Source organism: Sphaerisporangium rubeum, from assembly GCF_014207705.1.
GTDB classification, from domain to species: Bacteria; Actinomycetota; Actinomycetes; order Streptosporangiales; family Streptosporangiaceae; genus Sphaerisporangium; species Sphaerisporangium rubeum.
The window spans coordinates 5,576,765-5,595,903 of record NZ_JACHIU010000001.1 but is presented as its reverse complement, the minus strand read 5'-3'; the positions used below and the strand labels follow the sequence as shown (position 1 = coordinate 5,595,903).

At 66.6% G+C, this 19,139-nt stretch carries 18 protein-coding genes; 8 read left to right on the top strand and 10 right to left on the bottom strand.

What is annotated here, in order from left to right; all coding sequences use genetic code 11:
* Positions 1-22: 22 nt before the first annotated feature.
* Both BJ992_RS33955 and BJ992_RS23845 read right to left on the bottom strand, forming a co-directional pair.
* Positions 23-970: an RDD family protein gene (locus BJ992_RS33955; protein WP_184984605.1), complete on the bottom strand. Its 948-nt coding sequence runs from the start codon at positions 968-970 to the stop codon at positions 23-25.
* Positions 971-1,074: 104 nt separating this feature from the next.
* Positions 1,075-1,506 (bottom strand): PPOX class F420-dependent oxidoreductase, encoded by a 432-nt coding sequence (locus BJ992_RS23845; RefSeq protein ID WP_184984603.1) that lies wholly within the window; start codon positions 1,504-1,506, stop codon positions 1,075-1,077.
* Between the two features lie 258 nt (positions 1,507-1,764).
* Here BJ992_RS23845 and BJ992_RS23840 point away from each other — a divergent pair, with 258 nt between their 5' ends.
* Positions 1,765-2,640: a M23 family metallopeptidase gene (locus tag BJ992_RS23840; protein WP_184988839.1), complete on the top strand. Its 876-nt coding sequence runs from the start codon at positions 1,765-1,767 to the stop codon at positions 2,638-2,640.
* A gap of 122 nt (positions 2,641-2,762) precedes the next feature.
* Here BJ992_RS23840 and BJ992_RS23835 read toward each other — a convergent pair whose 3' ends face one another.
* From BJ992_RS23835 to BJ992_RS23825, 3 genes are all read right to left on the bottom strand, one after another.
* A complete protein-coding gene (locus tag BJ992_RS23835) occupies positions 2,763-4,040 on the bottom strand; it encodes a glycosyltransferase (RefSeq protein ID WP_184984601.1) in 1,278 nt (425 codons plus the stop codon).
* Positions 4,037-6,253, bottom strand: a complete 2,217-nt coding sequence (locus BJ992_RS23830; protein ID WP_343072990.1) for a GH92 family glycosyl hydrolase — start codon at positions 6,251-6,253, stop codon at positions 4,037-4,039. Before BJ992_RS23830 ends, BJ992_RS23835 begins: the two co-directional genes overlap by 4 nt.
* A 172-nt stretch (positions 6,254-6,425) precedes the next feature.
* Positions 6,426-7,031 (bottom strand): TetR/AcrR family transcriptional regulator, encoded by a 606-nt coding sequence (locus tag BJ992_RS23825; RefSeq protein ID WP_184984599.1) that lies wholly within the window; start codon positions 7,029-7,031, stop codon positions 6,426-6,428.
* 100 nt (positions 7,032-7,131) lie between these two features.
* On the opposite strand from BJ992_RS23825, the gene BJ992_RS32280 reads away from it, so the two are divergent.
* Complete coding sequence (locus BJ992_RS32280) at positions 7,132-7,941, top strand: nuclear transport factor 2 family protein (protein ID WP_221474951.1); 810 nt, start codon at positions 7,132-7,134, stop codon at positions 7,939-7,941.
* Between the two features lie 272 nt (positions 7,942-8,213).
* Positions 8,214-8,339 (top strand): hypothetical protein, encoded by a 126-nt coding sequence (locus tag BJ992_RS33945; RefSeq protein WP_281390450.1) that lies wholly within the window; start codon positions 8,214-8,216, stop codon positions 8,337-8,339.
* A gap of 36 nt (positions 8,340-8,375) precedes the next feature.
* On the opposite strand, the gene BJ992_RS23805 is transcribed toward BJ992_RS33945, so the two are convergent.
* Positions 8,376-11,174 (bottom strand): ATP-binding protein, encoded by a 2,799-nt coding sequence (locus BJ992_RS23805; protein ID WP_184984596.1) that lies wholly within the window; start codon positions 11,172-11,174, stop codon positions 8,376-8,378.
* Positions 11,175-11,343: 169 nt separating this feature from the next.
* Between BJ992_RS23805 and BJ992_RS23800 the strand changes: the two genes are divergently transcribed.
* Positions 11,344-11,697 carry a VOC family protein gene (locus BJ992_RS23800; RefSeq protein WP_184984593.1) on the top strand — a complete coding sequence of 118 codons (354 nt, stop codon included), beginning with the start codon at positions 11,344-11,346 and terminating at the stop codon, positions 11,695-11,697.
* Between the two features lie 225 nt (positions 11,698-11,922).
* Positions 11,923-12,555 carry a VOC family protein gene (locus BJ992_RS23795; protein WP_184984590.1) on the top strand — a complete coding sequence of 211 codons (633 nt, stop codon included), beginning with the start codon at positions 11,923-11,925 and terminating at the stop codon, positions 12,553-12,555.
* Between the two features lie 345 nt (positions 12,556-12,900).
* On the opposite strand, the gene BJ992_RS23790 is transcribed toward BJ992_RS23795, so the two are convergent.
* The 4 genes from BJ992_RS23790 to BJ992_RS23775 form a co-directional block, all read right to left on the bottom strand.
* Positions 12,901-14,292: a DUF4062 domain-containing protein gene (locus tag BJ992_RS23790; protein ID WP_184984588.1), complete on the bottom strand. Its 1,392-nt coding sequence runs from the start codon at positions 14,290-14,292 to the stop codon at positions 12,901-12,903.
* 13 nt (positions 14,293-14,305) lie between these two features.
* Positions 14,306-14,995: a RibD family protein gene (locus BJ992_RS23785; protein WP_184984586.1), complete on the bottom strand. Its 690-nt coding sequence runs from the start codon at positions 14,993-14,995 to the stop codon at positions 14,306-14,308.
* 38 nt (positions 14,996-15,033) lie between these two features.
* Positions 15,034-16,443 (bottom strand): NsdA family TPR-like regulatory protein, encoded by a 1,410-nt coding sequence (locus BJ992_RS23780; protein WP_184984584.1) that lies wholly within the window; start codon positions 16,441-16,443, stop codon positions 15,034-15,036.
* A 223-nt stretch (positions 16,444-16,666) separates the two neighbouring features.
* The gene (locus BJ992_RS23775) at positions 16,667-17,050 is read right to left on the bottom strand and encodes a GntR family transcriptional regulator (protein WP_184984583.1); all 384 of its coding nucleotides are present in this window, start codon (positions 17,048-17,050) and stop codon (positions 16,667-16,669) included.
* 112 nt (positions 17,051-17,162) lie between these two features.
* Between BJ992_RS23775 and BJ992_RS23770 the strand changes: the two genes are divergently transcribed.
* The 3 genes from BJ992_RS23770 (at position 17,163) to BJ992_RS23760 (ending at position 19,138) form a co-directional block, all read left to right on the top strand.
* Entirely contained in the window at positions 17,163-17,330 is a 168-nt protein-coding gene (locus tag BJ992_RS23770; protein ID WP_184984581.1) for a hypothetical protein, read from the top strand.
* Positions 17,331-17,534: 204 nt separating this feature from the next.
* Complete coding sequence (locus tag BJ992_RS23765; RefSeq protein WP_184984579.1) at positions 17,535-17,891, top strand: WhiB family transcriptional regulator; 357 nt, start codon at positions 17,535-17,537, stop codon at positions 17,889-17,891.
* Between the two features lie 344 nt (positions 17,892-18,235).
* Positions 18,236-19,138: a DUF4097 family beta strand repeat-containing protein gene (locus BJ992_RS23760; protein ID WP_184984577.1), complete on the top strand. Its 903-nt coding sequence runs from the start codon at positions 18,236-18,238 to the stop codon at positions 19,136-19,138.
* Position 19,139 lies beyond the last annotated feature (1 nt).

Genomic DNA, 19,139 nt, shown 5'->3' with positions numbered 1-19,139 from the left:
ACCAGGCGAGTACCCCGGCCGCTCACCGATACCGGCCACTCCTCGCCGCCGCGACCTCGGTCCCGGCCACCCGGTCATGCGGCAACCGGCCCTGAGGATCGACGAGTACCGCCAACCCCGCCGCCACCAGCGCCACCGGCCCGGCCCACGGCACCAGCACCAGCCCCGGGAACACCACCGTCCGCAGCGCGAGCCTCCCCGCCGTGACCGGCCTCCCGCCGTCCACCGCGACCACCCGCACCGCCAGCAGCCGCTTCCCGAGCGTCCGGCCCCACCGCAGGTGCTGGCCCCAGAAGTACACGAACATCAGCCCGGCGACGGCGAACACCATGGGATCCGGGGGGGACGTCAAGAGGCAGATCGCGTTCAACAGCCCGCTCCCCAGGTAGACCTGATCGCCGCCGAACAGCTCCAGCACCGGCTGAACGGCGAAAGAGAAGACCACGAGAAGGATCACGTAGTCCACGATCAGCGCCGTGACCCGTCGCCACTCCGCCGCGCCGGCGGCCGTACCCTTCTCACGTGCCGCCCCGCTCGCCGTCACGACCAGCGCCGCCGCACCGAGCAGGCACACCTGCGTCCACCCCAAGGCGTTCACCACACCGGCGATCCACTCACGGCTGAGGATCGGCAGCACCCCACACGATTCCGGCTTGCCGTAGACCGCCACCACCGGCAGTACGACCGCCACCACCCCGAGGCAGGCCGCTGCGCGCCACCCCGTCCGCCGCGCGTCCCCCCGTCCCACGCACCCGAGGAACGCCGCCACGACGACCAGCGCGGGAACCGCGAACGCCTCCACGTCACCGACCAGAATGCCGAGGTCCCCGCGGACCGGCGACAACAAGGCGTCCACCGTCCCCGGGTGCTCGGACCCCCCGAGGCAGGAGTACAGCTGTGACGCCTCCGGGCTCAGCCGGTACCGCCACTCCTCCCACGTCGGCCAGGCCGCGAGCCCCAGCGCCGCCATCCACGCCAGCGAATCCCCCTGCGACAAACCGGGAGAACTCGATAAGGATGCTTCTTCCACCCGGCAAACCCTAGCGATCACCCCCGATCGCGGGGAGGACATCGTCAGCCGAGCCTGGCCCCGTACACGTGACCGACCGTCATCACCATGAGCACCCGCCGGTCCGCCACCATCACGGCCCGGTACTCCTCCCAGTCCGGATGCTCCCCGGCGGCACTGCGGTAGTAGTCCACCAGCGCCTGCACCTCCGGTCCCTGCGGATCGGTCCCCGGCCCGACGAGCTGGGCCACCCCCTCCGCCGTGGCCCACGACCGTCCGTCCGGCGCCGTGACCTGCAACGTGGCCCGGGGGTCCCGCCGCAGATTCGCCGTCTTGGCCCGTCCCTCGGTCATCGACACATAGATGACCCCGGCCTCCCGGTCGTAGAACGGCGTCACCGGCGACATCTGCGGCTGTCCGTCCGCCTTGATCGTCGCGAGCACCCCGAGCCGGCTCTCCGCGAGCAACGCACGCGGGTCGAACTGTGTGGTCGTCATACCCACCATCAATCCCCGCGTGGATCATCACTATTCCCGCGTCTCCTGCTCCACCATGCCGGACCGGCCCTGTTCCCCGCGACCCCATCGGCGCGTCCCCCCGCCTCACCGGTCGACCGGACCACGCGCTGTTCTCTCGGCCCCACCGCGCGGGGGAATCGTTCAACCGCCTTTCAGCCCAACAGGCCTTGATGAAGAGAACTTTCACGTTTATCAAGGAAAGCGGCACCCCATACCCACCTGTCCAGAGAGGTGAGCATGCCCCGCCACACCACCCTCCGTTCCGCCGTCCTCTCCCTGACCCTCGCGGCAGCCCTCCTACCCCAGGCCCCCGCGGCGCACAGCGCGACCTTCGCGTCCCACAAGAGCCCCTTCAACTGCGGCAAGACCTTCTACGCCAACAACTGGTCCCCCGGACACAACCCCTCGGGCTCCATCGACTGGCAGACGTACGGCGGAGACGAGATCAACGGCGAAACGGTGCGCGCCACCGCCGCCGGCACCGCCTACTTCAACGACGCCGGCAGCACCAGCTACGGCAAATGGGTAGAAGTCCGCCACGGCGACGGCACCCGCACCCGCTACGCGCACCTGGCCACCATGGTCCGCGCCGCCGGCGCGACCCTCTCCGTCGGCCAGGGCACCGCCATCGGCACCGTAGGCTCCACCGGCGGCTCGTCGGCCCCCCACCTGCACTACGAGCAGCGCACCTCCTCAGGCACCGTGGACACCAGCCCCACCGTGGACGGAGTGACCGTGTCACTCGGTCAGAAGAAGGCCGTGACCAGCACCAACTCCTGCGGCGGCAGCGGCAACCCGTACACCCCCGAGGAGATCTGCGGCGCCGGCTACACGACCATCGACTCCGCCGCGCTGACCGGCGGCCGCACGTACCTGCTGTACAACTCCGCCAACGGCAACAACTGCGTCACCACTCTCAAGACCACCGCACCCGGCACCGAAGCGTCCATGTCCGCCTTCCTGGAACCGCAAGGCGCGAGCCGCACCACCGACTCCGGCAGCTACGGCTACTACGCGGGCCCCGTGAAGCGCACCGCCGCCGGCCAGTGCGTCAAGTGGGGCGGCTCCATCGGCGGCAGCTCCTACACCAGCCCCTTCGAACACTGCGGCTAGCGCGGCACACCGGCCGAAGGCCACCTCCCCACACCGGAAGTGGCCTTCCCCGCCGTCAGCCGCCGCGGCCCCCTTCGGACGGCCAGAGCCCCGGAGCAGCCCCGGCAGGCAGGTCGGCCTCCTCAGGCGACCTCGATGGCAGGCGCCTCGTCCGCCGGGAACAGGTCGTCGAACACCGCGGCCCGGTCGAACCGCATGGCCCGCGTGCGCGCACGCAACTCCAGGTCCTGCCGTTCACCCGGCGACATGTCCAGCACCACACGGTCCACCGTGGCCGCCAGATCGGCGATGTCCCCGGGCTCCACGAAGACGGCGGTGTCACCCACCGCCTCCACCGTCCCCCCGGTGGTCGTCGTCACGATCGGCCCACCTCCGGTGAGCATCTTCTCCGCCAGCGCGATGCCGAACGTCTCCACGAAGTCAGGTTCAGGCTTGGTCGGCAGCGTGTACGCCGCGCACCCCCGCATGAGCAGCGCCTTCTCGTGGTCGTCCACATCGGTCAGGAAGACGACCTGGTCGTCCTCCTTGGCCATGGCCCGCACATGATCGAGCGCCGGACCCGTCCCCGCCACCACCAGCTTCATCCGCGACCGGCACCGCATCTGGCCGAACGCGATCAGCAGATCGTAGATCCCCTTGGCCCGCGCCACCCGCGACAGGAACAGGATGTACCCGTCCCGCTCCAGCCCCCGCCGCGCCAGCGCCGCGTCCACGTCGTCCGGATCCAGATTGAGGAACGCCGACGAGTCGATCGGCGGATAACTCACCGTCACCCGTCGCGCGCACTGCTCCGCGAACGACGTGCCGCACTGCTCGTCCACCTGCTCGGCGGACGAGATGATCTCGTCCCGCGTGTACTCCGACACCGCCACGACCTCGTCGTTCGCCAGGAACGTCGTGAACAGCGCCGTGGCCGCGCCGAACGTCCCGTTCCGCAGGCACGACTTGATCACATTGGTGACGTCCGACCCGACCGCCTTGGCGAAAGTACGCACATCCGGCGCGAACCCCGCCGCACGTGCCGCGGTGACCGCGTCCACCACCACATTGGTATGCGGTGCCAGATACATGGACAGACAGGTCGTACGCACCGGCTCGGCCAGCAGTTCCACCAGCCGTCCCGTGAGCCCCGCCTGGAACCTCCCGTCCGGCACCCGGTAGTCCCCGACCGGCTCCGGCCGTTCCACCGTGATCCCCGGACTGTACGGCAGCAGCCGATCGAGCGGCTTCAGCGGCAGCCCCGCCGCCTGCAGCGCCGGGATCGGCCACGTGAGCAGCCGCACATCGTCGTACCCGCGAGTCAGCGCCACCTCGGCGAGGTTCCGCGCTTCCCCTGAATGACCGCAGATGACCGGATCGGCCCTGACCGCGATGACAAGACGCCGACGGGGGTGGTTCATGACTTTTCCCTCGATGTAGCAGGTGGATCAGAAAGAGACGGCGGCCGATGGCCCCGTCCCCAGCCCGACGGCTCCGGCCCGAGCCGCAGGTGCAGCACACCGCCGCGATGAACGTCGGCGGCACTCAAATGTGTGGCGTGCAGCGGCACCCCGTTGAGCGTCGCCGACTGCACGTACTGCGCCGCCGGCTCCCGCTCGATCCCGTCGACACTGATAGGCGTCTCCCGGTGTCCACTGGTCTCGATGACGAACTCGTTCCCCCCGGCCTTGAGCACGGCCCGCTCGAACGCCGGCGCGTTGACCAGGAACATGCTCTGCCCCGCGATCGGGAACAGCCCGAGCGAGGCCCACACGTACCAGGAACTCAGCCCTCCCGAGTCGTCGTTCCCCGGCAACCCGCCGGGCCCCGTGCCGAACTGCCATGTCAACGCCGAATGCACCACCTCGGCGGTGCGATCAGGCCTCCCCGCGTAGTGATAGGCCCACGGCACCTCCATGTCCGGCTCGTTGTTCAACCCCTCGAACCGGTTGAGCGCGTACCCCGCCGCCATCTCCGCCAGCCGAGGCCGCAGCCCCGGCTGTTTCACGGGCTCGGCCCCGTACCCGAAGAACCGGTCCAGTTTGTCGATGAACGCCTCGTCACCCCCCGCGAGCGCGATCCGCGCCGCCATGTCGTGCAGCAACCGGAACGAGTAGTTCCACTTGCCTCCCTCGTAGAACTCCGAATCCCGCAACAACCCCGTCGCCAGATCGAACGCATTCGGCCACAACCGGCTCCGGTTCTCCAGATCGTCGGCCAGTCGCCGGTCATTCAGAGCCCGCGCCACCTTCGCCGTGCAGTGATGCGCATAAGCCAGATCGAGCGTGTGACTGATCGGATGCACGACGCCATGCTCGAAGAAATCCTCCCCGTACATCCGCCGCAGATCATCGGCCATATGCACCAGGGCCCAGTTCCAGTCGAACTGCGTCCACCCCAGCGCGTGCGCGTCCGCCAGCGCCGTGTGCGCCAGCGCACTTCCCTGCCGGAAGAACCGATCGGCACCCCGTGCCATCCGATACCCGATCGGAAAATTCCCCTCTTCCTCACAGACCCGAATCAACGACTCAAGCAACCCCGCGGCCTTGTCCGGCACGATCGCCGACAACAACGGCAACTGCGTCTTGTAGATGTCCCACATCGTGCAGACATCGAACGCGTACGGCCCCGGCGTCGGCCAGAACGGACTCTCGTCGTCCGCGACACACGGCTTGATCAGCGAATGATAAAGCGCCGTGGTGAAAACAGTCCGCCGCGACTTCGTCCCCCCCTCGACCCGCACCCGATCGAGATGATCCCCCCACCGCACCCGGGTCCGCGCACGCACCACGTCGAACGACTCCCGGCCCACCCCGCACTCCGCCTCGAGGTTCTCCCGCGCCTGCTCACACCCCCGCAACGAGAACCCCAGCCGCACCTCGACCGTCTGCCCCGCCGACACCGGCCCCATGAACAACATGCCGAACGGCCGCAAATTGGTATGCCGAATACTGTCGAAATCGAGCCGCGTCCCGCCTTCGATAAGCCGCCGGTCGTACCAGAGCATCTGCCGCCACCCAGGCGCGTCGACGTCCACATGAACCGACAGCGGCACCCCCTCCATCACCACCGTCCCCTGAACCCGTCCTCGCCCCATATTCTCCACCTGAGCCCGCAACGGCACAGTGCGGCCATGCTCGATACCCAACCCACCACAGGAAAGATCAATGACCACCCGGGCACTACGATGCGCGGGAAACGTATACCGATGCACGGCCACCTTGGCCCCCACCGTCAGCTCACACCGAACCCCGGTGTCAAGCGTGGCCGCATAATATCCCGCCTCGGCCACTTCGTCACGCAGCCCCCAAGCCTCTCCCAGCACATCCAAAGGCTGAACCATAGGCGTGACCCGCACATAGTTGTAGTACTTGCGTATAGCCCCTGTCCCCGACTGCTGAAAATGCGTGAAACCAGAAGCCTGTACCTGGCCGAACATCTCCTCAGGCACACCTTCGGTGTTCTTCGTATAAAGCCCGTACCCCGTCGGATAAGCCCCCGAGTAAGCACAGGCCGACACCATCCCCAGCGGCGACGTGGCCCCCGGATGCGTGTTCCCCACCTGAGGCTTCGGCCACCACCAAGTCCCGGCGAGACCACGAGCCCGAGGCAGGTCGGTCGCCGCTGTACCGATGAATGGATCAACGTTGTCTAGGATGCCGGGACTCTATCCGACAGACCTAACACGGTGGGTTTCCAGGAGATGAACTACTGTCCGTGTGTCGTCACCTGCGCAAACGCACGAACCGCGAGGCCGGCGCTACGTGCGGCCGCCGCGCCGCCGTACCCCCTGCGAGGCCGGCGCGCTACTGGGAACCGCCGCGCCGCAGCCCGTCCACGAGAAGCCCGAGCAGCCGGTCGGCCTGAGCCGACCGGTCCGGCGCGTCCTGAGCGGCCCAGGCGATCGCACCGACCATCCTCAGCACATCCGCGTCGTCCGCACCGCTGACGATCACCCCTGACGCGCGGCCCCGCGCCAGCAACGCACCCCCCACGTCGAATATCTCCGCATGCCAGCCCGCCACCAGTTCCTCCCCCCGTCCGAGCGCCGAGTTCATCACCGCCGCCGCCAGCCCTCGATAGCTCAACGCATGCGCCACCGCGGCCCGCAACCACGTCACCAACGCACCGAACTCGTCCTCGTCCGCCAACAGTCCACGTCCAAGCTCCACCAACTCGCCTATCTGCTCAGCGAGCACCGCCTCCACAAGATCAAGCCGGCTGGGAAAGTGCCGGTACAACGTCCCGCTGGCCACCCCGGCCCGCCGCGCGATCTCATCCAGAGACGCCTCCACCCCGAACTCGGCGAACGCCACCTTCGCCTGCTCGACCAGCCGCTCACGGTTACGCCGCGCATCCGCACGCCTCGGCCGCGCGCCGCGCGACCCCGCCTCCCGATCCGCCACCCCCATCACCCCATCCTTGCTAAGGGGGGACACAGTCCGTTACCGTGCCCCTCTAACCGGACCATGCCTCACCTTATGGCATCCACCCCCAAGGAGAGCCACCCTCATGGCGCTATCAAACCAGGGCAAAGCAGACATCATTGATCTGATCAACCGCCACGGTCACCTGACAGACGCCGGCGAACTCCACCGGTACGGCGAGCTGTTCACCCCGGACGTCACCTACGACATGGAGAACTTCGGCCTCGGCTCATTACACGGAATCGAGGCCATCCGTGAAGCCGCAGGCGCACTCGGCGACGCCAACCCGGTCGCTCACCACGTCACCAACATCGTGATCACCGAGATCGACGAGAACTCGGCCCAGGTCCGGTCCAAAGGCCTAGGCATCAAAGCCGACGGAACAACCGGCAGCGTCACCTACGACGACATCGTCACCCACCACCCCGACGGCTGGAAGATCACCCATCGCAAGGTGACCCTCAGACGATCCCCTCTGGACCACCAAGCCCTCACCGTCCACGACGTCCTGGCCCGCTTCCGCCAAGCCGCCATCACCCAGTCCGTCGACGGCATGAACCACGTGTACGCGGCCGACGCGATCCACGAATTCCCCTTCACCCGTCCCGGCCTGCCGTCCAGGCTGGAGGGCCGGGACGAAATCGTGACCTGGATCGCCGCAGGGTGGAAAACCCACCCCCTGAAGTACGAGCGCTACCGAACCCTCGCTCTGCACGACACCGCCGACCCGCGAACGATCGTCGTCGAACAAGAGGCCATCGGAACCAGCCCGTCCGCCGGCGATTTCACCCTCCCCAACATCATCGTGCTCACCGCTCACAACGGCCGGATCACCCACCTGCGCGACTACGTCGACATCATGGCCGCCACAGCCGCCATGGGCCACGATCTCTGAACCCTCCGGCGCACCGTCCCCACGCGTGGCGAGGCGGATCCCGATGTCGCGCGGGGGACCGCACGCCTTGAGAAAGAGGCCGTGGTTCGCGTGGCGGTGGCGGCAGTACGGTCTCAGTGCGAGCGTTTGGCTCGTTTCATGCCGCCGCAGGGCGCATACTGGCACAAATGAGACGCAACCAAGCCGGGGTCCGGCGAGTCCTGCCTGGAAGCCCCTTCAACGTACCTGTGCCACCTTCCCCTCCTGTCGAGTGTTTCGTCGTGCAGGACCTCGTGAGCCACGACAGATACGGCCTCGGCCGGGTCATCGGTGTCGATGACGACATCGCTGTCGTCGTCGACTTCGGGACGAAGACGTATCGCATCAGCGCTCCATACGCCAAGCTCGTCAAGCTCTGAAGCCCTTCCACGGGTTCCGTGGGGATCTGCTCGCGGTCAGGTGGCGGCCGAGGCGCCTCGGAGGTCCGGCAGGACCATGGGGGCGAGGCCGAGCCCGGCCAGGTCGGCGGCGCCGCGGGAGGCGCCGGCGAGCAGGCGGGTCCGGGCCGACTGGTAAGGGCAGCCAGCGGTGTCGAAGGCGTCCGCCGTGGCGAGCAGCCGTTCCTGGTCATGGTCGAGCAGCGCCTGAGCCCGTTCCACGAGGGCTGCGGCGACCGGATTGCCGGCCACGACGGTCCGGGCCTCGGCCAGGCGGTCACGTGCGTCGGGACTCCCGGCGAGGACGGCGGCCTCGGCGCGCAGGGCGACGTACCAGTGATGCCAGATCCAGGTGACCCACTTCCACACCTGCCTGGGCTCGGGGGCCGTCCGCTCCAACGCCTCCGCCGCCTGCCCACGATGCAGCAGGAGAATCGCGTCGAAGACCGCCCCGTAGCCGTAGGTGTGCTCCGGCGGGGTTTCGAGCTCGTCCAGGACCCCCAGCCAATCGCGCCGCGCGTCCCCGTCGTCGCGCAGGCCGTGGATCATCGCGACGGCGGCCACCGCTGGACGCAGGAGCGTCCGGGAAGGGCTGCCGGCCCGCCGCCAGGCGTCGAGGAACCGGACGCTGCCGGTGAGCACCTCGTCGGCATGGCCCGCCAGCGCGTCGACCATCAGCAGCCGGCAGGTGGCGCGGTGCCCCACCTCCGCCAGCGACGGGTGGCCGGCCAGCCGGCGTCCCCAACGACGGGCCGCCGGTATGTCACCCGCGCCGAGTGCGGCCTCGGTGGCGATGGCGAGCGCGTCGATCAGCTCATGGGTGGCGGCGGGAGAGACCGGCAGGGATGACAGGAGCGTGATGCGGCGCCGGGCCGTGGCCGCGGTGGCGAACGTGTCGCCGGCCCAGCTCTGCGCGCCGGTGAGCGCGTCGAGCGCGGCCGACTCGGCGAGCGGGTCGCCGGTCCGGCGGGCCAGCTCGACCGCGTGCTCGGCACGCGCGACGGTCTCGGGTACCTGATTGTCGGACGGGCCCTGAGCGGCGCCGAACGCGTCGGTGAGCACCGCGGCCTCTGCCAGTGCCACCGCGGCCCGCGCGACCGGATCGTCGCCGGCCGGCTCGCGCGCCTCGGTGAGCAGCGCCAGCGCCTCCTCGCGGGACGGAATCCGGACGAACATGGTCGAGAACCGGAACGCGATGGTGGCGGCACTCGCCAGATCGGCGGCCGCGCCGGCACCGTCGCCGGACGCGCGGGCCGCGTCGGCGGCGGCGCGGCGCAGGCGGTACATGTCATCGCCGATGCTCCGGCAGCCGGCCACGGCCGCGGCCCGCCGCAGCAGCGACGCGCAGGCGGCGGGGTCGGTGGCGAGCGCGGCCGCCTGCTCGTAGCGTCGCTGGGACTCGCCGGTCAGGTTGCGGACGAAGGTCAGCTCCGCCAGGCGCCGGGCGAGTTCACAGGCGTCGCCACGCCGCTCCGGCCGGTCGGCCACCCACGCCAGGGCGGCGCGCAGGTCGTCGGCGACCAGGTCGAACCGGGCCCGCCAGTCCGGTCCGCTCACCCCCAGGCCGGCGGCCTTGGCCAAGCACCAGCGAAGGTGCCGGGAACGTGCGTCGGCCAGCTCCCCGGCCTCGTCGAGCCGCTCGGTGCCGTACTGACGGATGGTCTCCAGCGCGCGGTACTCGGTCCCTCCCGGCGACGCGGTCACCACCAGCAGGCTCTGTTCGGCGAGCCGGGCCAGTCCGTCGGCGACGATGCCTTCCTGGCCTCCGGCCACCTGCGCCGCCGCGGCGGCGGTGAACGGCGCCACGAACACCGACACCCGGCGCAGCAGCGCCTGGTCGGCCGGCTCCAGCAAGGCGTGGCTCCAGTCGAGCGCCGCTCGCACCGAACGGTGCCGCTCGTCGGCGCGGGAGCCACCGGTGAGCATGCGCAGCGGGTGGGACAGGGCGGCGGTGATGCCGTCCATCCCGAGCGTGGGGTAGCGGGCCGCGGCCAGTTCGATCGCCAGGGCCATCCCGTCCAGCCGCTCGCAGATCCCGGCGATCTGTGCGTGCGGCGCCGGATCCAGCGGCCGGCCGGCCGACACGGCACGTTCCAGGAACAACGCGACCGCGTCCGACTCGCCGGTCAGCGACAGCGGCGGCACCGGATAGACCCGTTCGAACGGCACCATCAGCCGGGACCGGCTGGTCGCCAGCACCGTCACCCGGGGACACGCCGCGAGCAGCCGTTCGAGGAACAGCGCCACGCCGTCCACGACCTGCTCGCAGTTGTCCAGCACCAGCAGCGCATGGCGGTCGGCCAGCGCGGCGACCACCGACCCGGTCATGTCGCGACCCGGCTGCTCCCCGAGGCCGAGCGCGCCGGCGACCGCGGTAGCGATCATGCTCGCGTCGGTGACCGGAACCAGGTCGACGAACCACACCCCGTCGGAATAGGCACCGGCCACCTCGGCGGCCACCACCGACGCGAGCCGCGTCTTCCCCACACCGCCAGGACCGACGGCGGTGACCTGCCGGCACGCCGTGACCAGCTCGATCAGCTCGGCACACTCGTTCACACGTCCGACGAACGAGGTGAGCGTGGCGGGCAGGACCGGCGCCGGCCGCGCCGGCGCGGCGTCCACCGGCTCCGGCACACGCCGGGCGAGCGCTCGCCGATCCGGTGCCTCCAGCTTGCGCAGCAGCGAGGAGACGTGACTCTCCACGGTCCGCACCGAAATGCAGAGCCGGGCCGCGATCTCGGCGTTGCTGAGATGAGCCCCGACGAGCTCCAGCACCTCGACTTCCCGAGGCGAGATCTCTGCTTCCGCCGCCATCACCCCAGTTTGCCGCATTCCCTCCGTGTCCTATCCATGTCCTCTCCGTGGCCGTATCCGTGCCACCGATCCGTGCGCGATTCCGTGGCGACCACGGATGTGGGCCGGCGGCCCGCGAGAAAGGCTGTGACCACGCGAACAACGCGACCCACGATCACAGGAGCCGACCATGACCGACCCCACCACCCCGGCGATCAAAACCGTCCTGCACCCCGTCTCCGACCTGGCCAAGGCCACAGCGGTCTACACAGCCCTCCTCGGCATCCCGCCGCAACACGACTCGTCCTACTACGTCGGCTTCGAATCCGGCGGCCAGCACATCGGGCTGGTCCCGGGCGGCGGCCCGCAGGACATGACCTCACCGGTGGCCTACTGGCACGTACCGGACATCGAGACAAAGCTCACCGAACTGACCACCGCCGGAGCCACCATCAAGGAACCCGCACACGACGTCGGCGGCCGCCTGGTCGCCACCGTCACCGACCCCGACGGCAACACCCTCGGCCTCCTACAGAACCGCTGACCACCCCCTCCACCCGACCGCAAGATCACCCCTCCACCCGACCGGACGATCACCCCTTCCACCCGGCCGGACGATCACCCCTTCCACTCGACCGGACGATCACCCTTCCACCCGGCCAGACGATCACCCCTTCCACCCGGCCGGACGATCACTTCTTCCACCCGGCCGGACGATCACTTCTTCCACTCGACCGGACGATCACCCTCTCCCACACAAGGACCTCCCATGACCTCCCTCGAATCCATCACCCTGGAAGTCTCCGACCCCCCAGCCGCGGACGCCTTCTACCAAGCCGTCGGCCTCGCCCCCTACGTCCACGTACGCGCATCCGACGCACCGACGACAGGCTTCCGCGGCTTCGCACTGTCCCTCGTGACCGCACAGCCCGGCAACGTCGACGCCATCATCACCGCCACCCTCACCGCCGGCGCCACGACGCTGAAACCGGCCACCAAGACCTTCTGGGGCTACGGCGGCGTCGTCCGCACCCCCGACGGAACCATCTTCAAGATCGCCTCTTCGACCAAGAAGGACACCACCCCCGTCACCCCGCACATCGACCAGGTCGCGCTACTGCTAGGCGTAGCAGACGTCAAGGCCAGCAAACGTTTCTACGTCGAGCACGGCCTGGCTGTAGCCAAAAGCTACGGCAGCAGATACGTAGAGTTCGACACCCCGTCGTCACCCGTCACACTGGCCCTGTACCCCCGCCGAGCCCTCGCCAAGGACACCGGCATCCCCCAGGAAGGCACCGGCTCCCACCGCCTAACGCTCACCGGCGCCACCGGCCCCTTCACCGACCCCGACGGATACACCTGGGAAACCCAATCGAACGGCGGCCCCCAGACCAGCCGCTAGCCACACCGCGGCGTCACAAGAGGGGGACGAGGCGACTTAGCCTCGTCCCCCTCTTGGCCGATGAGGACAACAGAAGCGTTCTCACGACCACCACCCTCATCCCCGTCCCGTCCTGCACCGCAATCCTTCGGCAACCAAATGGCGCGCCCTGCAGGATTCGAACCTGCGACCGTCGGATTAGAAGTCAGACGTGCAGTCGATGGGAATCCTGCCGCTTACCTGCCTAATCTTCCTCCGAGCTCTTGCCCAAGGCTCGGTGTGGGAACGTATTGGGAAACCGCGCCCCCTTCCTGCTATGAACAGAGGCACGGGTCGGCAGGGTCATCGTTCATCTGTTTTCACATTTTACTGCTGAAGTCCATGGATTTCGCCACTAACGATATCGATCCCGAGATTTTCGTCCCGGACGGCCCTCTTTGCGATTTTTAAGATGTCAATATAGGACATTACGCTTTTTGTGAGCCCTATCTCAAGCTGCGTATGTAGCGAATATGGCGGTGCGTCGCTGGAGTAAACAGTGCCTTCTATGGAGAACGCACAGTCGCTGTCCACACGGAGATAAAGCCGGTCTGGAATAACGAATGTTCTTTGGGTCTGAATGGCGGTGGCCTCTATTTCAATGAGCCATTCACTTTTCTCCTTTGTTGATCTCAGGGACAACGACGACTTCCTGGGCGCGTCGGATCCTATAAAAAACTCTCCCATATTGAAGTCGCCCACAGCGAAAGGTCTTGTGAATGGTAGGCGGTTTACAATATCTGCTCCTCCACTGCTAAGGCTTAGCCTCAGTTCTAGGAACAAATCTTTTACGCCGCTGGTTGATGGAGCCGTCACGGCGAATCTGATTGGACGATATGCTTCCTCATTGCAGTGGTAGTCGACAAGTTGCCTAAGGTAGTCTTTATTGTAGCCCTGCGTACGTCTAGCAGTGCGGCCGATTCGTAGCCAATCGCGAGCGACCGTCAATGAATCCGGGTTAGTCGAGTCCACATCGGCCAGGTCATCGTGCGTAGAGGGCTGAGGGTCCGCTTCGTTCTCATCCGGAGAGTCGTTGAGCGTTTTGGCGACAAGGTCAGGAATTTTGTCCTCGTCACGACATACGGTCCGTGTGAAATGCAGCCTGGCGGGCAATCCGCTTATCTCCGAGGTGCTTTGATCTGCAACCAGGATGCCTAATGTAATGGGATCTCCGCCAGCCGTATTGCCGGGTCTTCGGGTGCTGTCCATGGCAATCACGTCGCGAATTGAAATGGATAGTTGCTTGGAGAACTTTTCCCGGAATTCGGAAAGTGTGTTGTAGTGCTCCACTAGACCGTGTGGATACGTTTTCTCCTTGAAACTTTTTAGTCTGGCGTATTCATTGAGATCGACTTTATCAAGTTCAGTTGCAGCACGTGAAAAGTAGAGCATCACAGGCTTTCCTTGTGCTCCTACTCTTTCAATCTCCTCCGCTGTCCCGCTCTCTGCTTCGGATGTTTCTGTGCCGAGGCGTGTCCAGAAGACTCCAACTGCAAGATCGCACTGGTCGACAACCTGACGATTTATGACAGCTTGAGGGCGCGTTCCCATCTCGGGGGACGAGTGTGTCTCCCATCGCAAGGGTATTAACACTATGCGTCGATCGCGGGAATTTAGGTAGTTCCATTCATGGATGATCTCGGCAACAATTTCCCTCTCCGGCTGAACGTCGCCAGGGGAAGCTACAAGTATTTGAAACACTCGCGCATCGAAGGACATGTGTGTCGCCTTTCTAGCTGACTTGTGTAAGCCGATTGCGAGGTAGGTATCTAACTAGTACGATGTCTCCAATTTGTCGAACTTCTGCTACCTTCATACGACGAGCCGAGTCCTGCGGGAATGTTCCTGGATGAACAAACCGAGGGGCGTCGAGTTCGCCGACGAAGAAGGGTGCGACGGCGAGATGAATCTCATCCACAAGACCTTGTGTAAGAAACTGGGTGTGAATCATCCCTCCCCCTTCGACCATAAGACGACGGATACCACGGCTGCCCAGGTCGTCGAGCATTACTGGAAAGGAGACAGGATCACCAGCGGGGATGATATCGGCCAGACCGTCTAGCTCGTCTCGGACTTTTCCGAGAGCTGTAGGGGTCGTATAGACCAACTTGTCTCCGCCCGTGTTGAAGAACTTACACGTGCAATCTAGGCTGCTCGACGTTATGGTTACTTTCGTCGGATATGCGGGGAGTCCGCGCCGTACCCTGTCTTCCCGCCGCTGCTCGGAATTAACGAGCAATCGAGGGTTATCGCGGCGTATGGTATTCGCACCAATCAGGATGGCATCACACCCGGCGCGCACCTCATCAACTCGGTCAAAGTCCTCAGCATTCGACAGCAAAAGCCGATCGGGGCTGGTGTCGTCGATATAGCCGTCGACGGACATTGCCACGCTAAGAAGCACGTACGGCCGCTTGCTCATCAGGGATTCCATTCGATCGTGATTGCTGCAATGGGTCGCTACTGCTGGTCGGCAAGCTGGGCAAGATCCGACATGACGGACTTCACTGAGGGAAGCTCTTGCCACCGTTCGAGAGTGCTTCTCAAAGGATTGACTTCTGTCACGATGCGGGCTGAGTTGGTGCGGCGGGCGATGCTCAAAGCCGTTGCTGCGCTCTTCGCTGACTGCTCCGGCTCGCCGGCTGCGGCGTACGCCTGTGCCAGCCGACCAAGGTAGACGCCCTGATCGCGCTGAAATTCGCCGGACCACGCCCCTAGGGCATCCTCGTAGGCGATGATTGCCTTACGCGGGTCTCCGAGTCGCGTCCATCCCGCCGCTTCGTGGATGTCGATGTAGGCAGGTGTACACCAGGGCGCCCAGTCACCCGGCACTAGCTGAGGTGCGTCCGCCACCAAACCCCGCGCCGTTTCGATTGCCGCTCTGAACGCCGTTTCGTCGCCGGCCAACGCATGACCTTGCGCTTCGAACTGAGCCGCGGCCGACCGTATGCGGTGAGTGGCTTCTCCCTTACGTTGCACTGCCTGGCCGAGACTGATAGCCGAAGCCACGTCGCCAGTCTCGCCAGCGCGCTGGGCCTGTCGCATGAGCACATAGCTGACGAAGAGCTCGTCACCGGCCTCGTGTGCCCATTGAAGGGCATTGGTGATCCAGTGTTGTCCGGCGTTGCGGTCGCCTAAGTCGTCGGCAAGCCACCCGGTGAACTCGGCATATGCCGCCTGCACATCCATGACGGCGGCCCGGGAGCGACCGTTCGCAGTACGGCTCAGCTCGCGGAGAATGGCGACCTGGTGAACCGCGGTCGGAGCTACCGCGCTCGGCCCCAAGATGTTGTCCTGTGCGGCCAGCACGCCGAAGAGCTTCCGCATGTTGGTCAACACGTCGCGTAGGTCGCCGTCAGCGACCATGGCAGGTAGCCCCGCTTTGCCCGTGAGGCCCTGGTCGACCCAAGCGACTGCCGGCAGGGCAGCAATGCCAGACATGAACGTTCTGCGATCCATGGACACAGCGACCGGCTCCCCTGTGAGGTTCATCATCTGAACCACAATGCTGCCCTGATCGTCCATACCGCTCATAGCGACTGCTTGCCTGTCGGTACCGACAAACGATCTGTCGGTATGGGTGCCGTTTTCGGCAGCCCTCATGCTCTGACGTCGCTCTTCCTCGACGGTCTCCCACAGCCGTACGAGCGCTCCCACGGTGTCGAGCGCTTGGTCACACCGTTCCGCGAAGTCTCGTGTAGGCCACCGCTCAGCTACCTCGATAAGCCGTACCAAGTCCCCGCTGACGTGGACTTTCGCCCCGAGTCTCGTCTGTGAGAGCCCGCGGGCTTTGCGCCATGAGCGCAGCTCAAACCCGAAACGGTCCCTGGCTGAGCGCTGCGGGTGCAGTTCAAGTTCCGGGCGGGCCATGGGCTTCGCACCTTCCTAGCAGATGCCGCTGTTACCGACGCTCCCCGTGTCGGCTTGAGAACCCTTTTGCTGATGGCCAGCACCGAGCACCATGGGAGATGTCCAACCTAACGGGCTGGCATGACCCAAGTCGATAACTGCGAAAGGAGGTGACGATATGACCGGAAAGGAACGGTGCCTCATCAGCACGGCCCCGGCTGTACGGAGAAACGACGGAAAGCCGTCAATTAAGCGTAAGTCGGTCCAAAAGGCTGGAAACTGCCTCTTCTGTCGCGGCCAACGTCTTACGGACCTCTTTGAGCTGGTCTCGGACCTCCGTCAGTTCTTCGCGAAGCTGCCCAGGTGTGCTGGTCAGAGGTTCTTCCGTCCGATCCCGCACGTAGGCGCCGCTCGCGGCACGGATGGTGACCAGCCCTTCCGACTGGAGCATGCGGACGGCCGCCTGTGCCGTGTTGTGCGCAACCCCGTGTAGCTCGGCGAGCGTCCGGTAGGACGGAATCCGAGCGCCCGCCCTCAGCCTCCCGCTCTCGATATCCGCTCGAATGACGGCCGCCAGTCTGCGGCTCGCGTGGACCTTCTGCTCATCTGCCCCGGCTTTATCTGGCACGCCGCAAGCGTACCCAACCGACTTAAGCCAGTGGGTTGACGCTGCCCACCCGTTGCCCTACTGTCATGAGTCAGCGAGACTGACTTAAGGCGATTCTCCTCAAGGAGTCACTGTGCTTCCTGTCAAACCTCGCCGCATCCTGCCCACGATCTTCGCCGTGTTCGCAGTTCTCTACATGGTTCGCGATCCCAAGGGCGCCGCGGTCGCCGTCACCACCGGCTTCCACGCGCTCATGGGGTTTATGGACGCCATGACCACGTTCTTCAACGGACTCGGCTGATCACGAAGACGGGGCGGCCCTCATCCGCCAAGACTCCGGGCCGCCCCTCACTCCCCATCAAAGGAGCTACACCATCATGTCCCACCTGATGTTCCCGGCCAATGTGTTCCGGGACCCCTGTCACTGCTGCGGCGGTGAGGGTTGGATGACCTCCACCCAGCAGTGCGGCGTGTGCGAGGGCACCGGCCAGTGCGGTCATGGCCGATGAACGCCCCCGCCCTGCGTCTGGTCACCGTCCATCCCGCGTTGCGGCTGTTCGATCTGCTCACCGGCGACATGCCGGCGGAGCTGGCCGAGGGGGCGCTGTGCGGGTTTGACCCCGAGCTGCACACCGGCCCGGACGCCTTCACCGGCGAGTCCGCCGATGAGCAGGCCGCGCGTGAGCAGGTGGCCAGGGAGGTGTGCGGCGAGTGCCCGGCCAGGGTCGCGTGCCTGCGCCGCGCGCTGCGCATCCGTCCGGAGACCGGTGTGTGGGCCGGTTTCACCGCCGCTGAACTGTCCGACCTGGCCGAACGGCTGGACATCTTCGGCTCGACGCAGGACCGGGCGGGGGTGGCCTGAGTTGGGCCGTTATCAGTGCCCGCTGTGCAACGGCATCCACCGGCATGAGGACACCCCGCGCTGTGCGGTGCATGGCCTGGGTTCGGCCCATGGCTGCGCCGACTGCGCCCAGGTGGCCGTGCTGGTGCCGTGCGGGGGTGGCCGCTGATGAGCCGCTTTCAGTGCATCGAGTGCGAGCACGAGCACGGCACCGCGACCGGTTGCCCGCGTTGCCAGGTGCAGGGTGCCCAGGTGGAAATCTGCGGCTCCCACGGCGCCCGGCACGTGCACCGTTGCCCCGCCTGCCGCACCCTCACCCGTTCCCAGTCCGGCATCTGACCAGGCGCAAAGGACCCGCAGCCATCATGACCAACATCAGCACGCGGACCCTGTCCGCCCCGATGCCCGGCCCCGTCGTATTCGACCTGACCATGCCGCACGGCCAGATCAGCGTGAACGTCTGCGGCACCGACCGCGCCGAGATCACCCTGACCGGCCCCGTAGACGGCCCTGGTAACACGGCCCTGACCGGCGCCACGCTCGCCGCTGAGGCCCGCGTGGTCACCGTCAATGTGCCCACCCTCGACCAGCCCGGCGTGACCATCGTGACCGGCAACGGTGGCCGCACGATCGTCGCCAACAACATCAACTGTGGGGTGATCGTCTCCGGCGGGAGCGTCCACATCTCCGGCAGCGTGATCAACGGGCAGCCGATCTCCGGTATGAACGTCACGCCCGGCGTGCGTGCCGAGATCCGGCTGCCGCACGGTTCGGCCCTGCGTATCCGGACCAAGTCCGCCCCGGTGACAGCGCGTGGTGAGCTGGAGTGGGTGGACTTCGCCTCGGTATCGGGTGACTTGGACGTGGGCGGCTGCGGCAAGCTGACCGCCCGGACCACCTCCGGCGACGTCCGCGCCGAGTGCCCCGATCAGGCCACCGTGCGGACCGTTTCGGGAGATGTCCGGCTGGGCCGTACCGAGACCGTCACCGCCTCGACCACCTCCGGTGACATCCACATCGCCGACTTCGGCGGATCGGGACGGCTGACCAGCGTGTCGGGTGACATCACCGCTTACGCCACCGACGCCGGCCACCTGACCGCTTCGGCCACCTCCGGCGACATCACCGTCAACGCCCCCGCCGAGCTGGCTGCCTCCGGCGCCCTGTCGGTGGACGCCCGCTCCGTCTCCGGTGACGTGCGTACCCCGCGCCCGCCGGCCACCACCGCCCGTCCGCGCCGCGCCCGCCGCCCCTACGGCGACCGGTGAA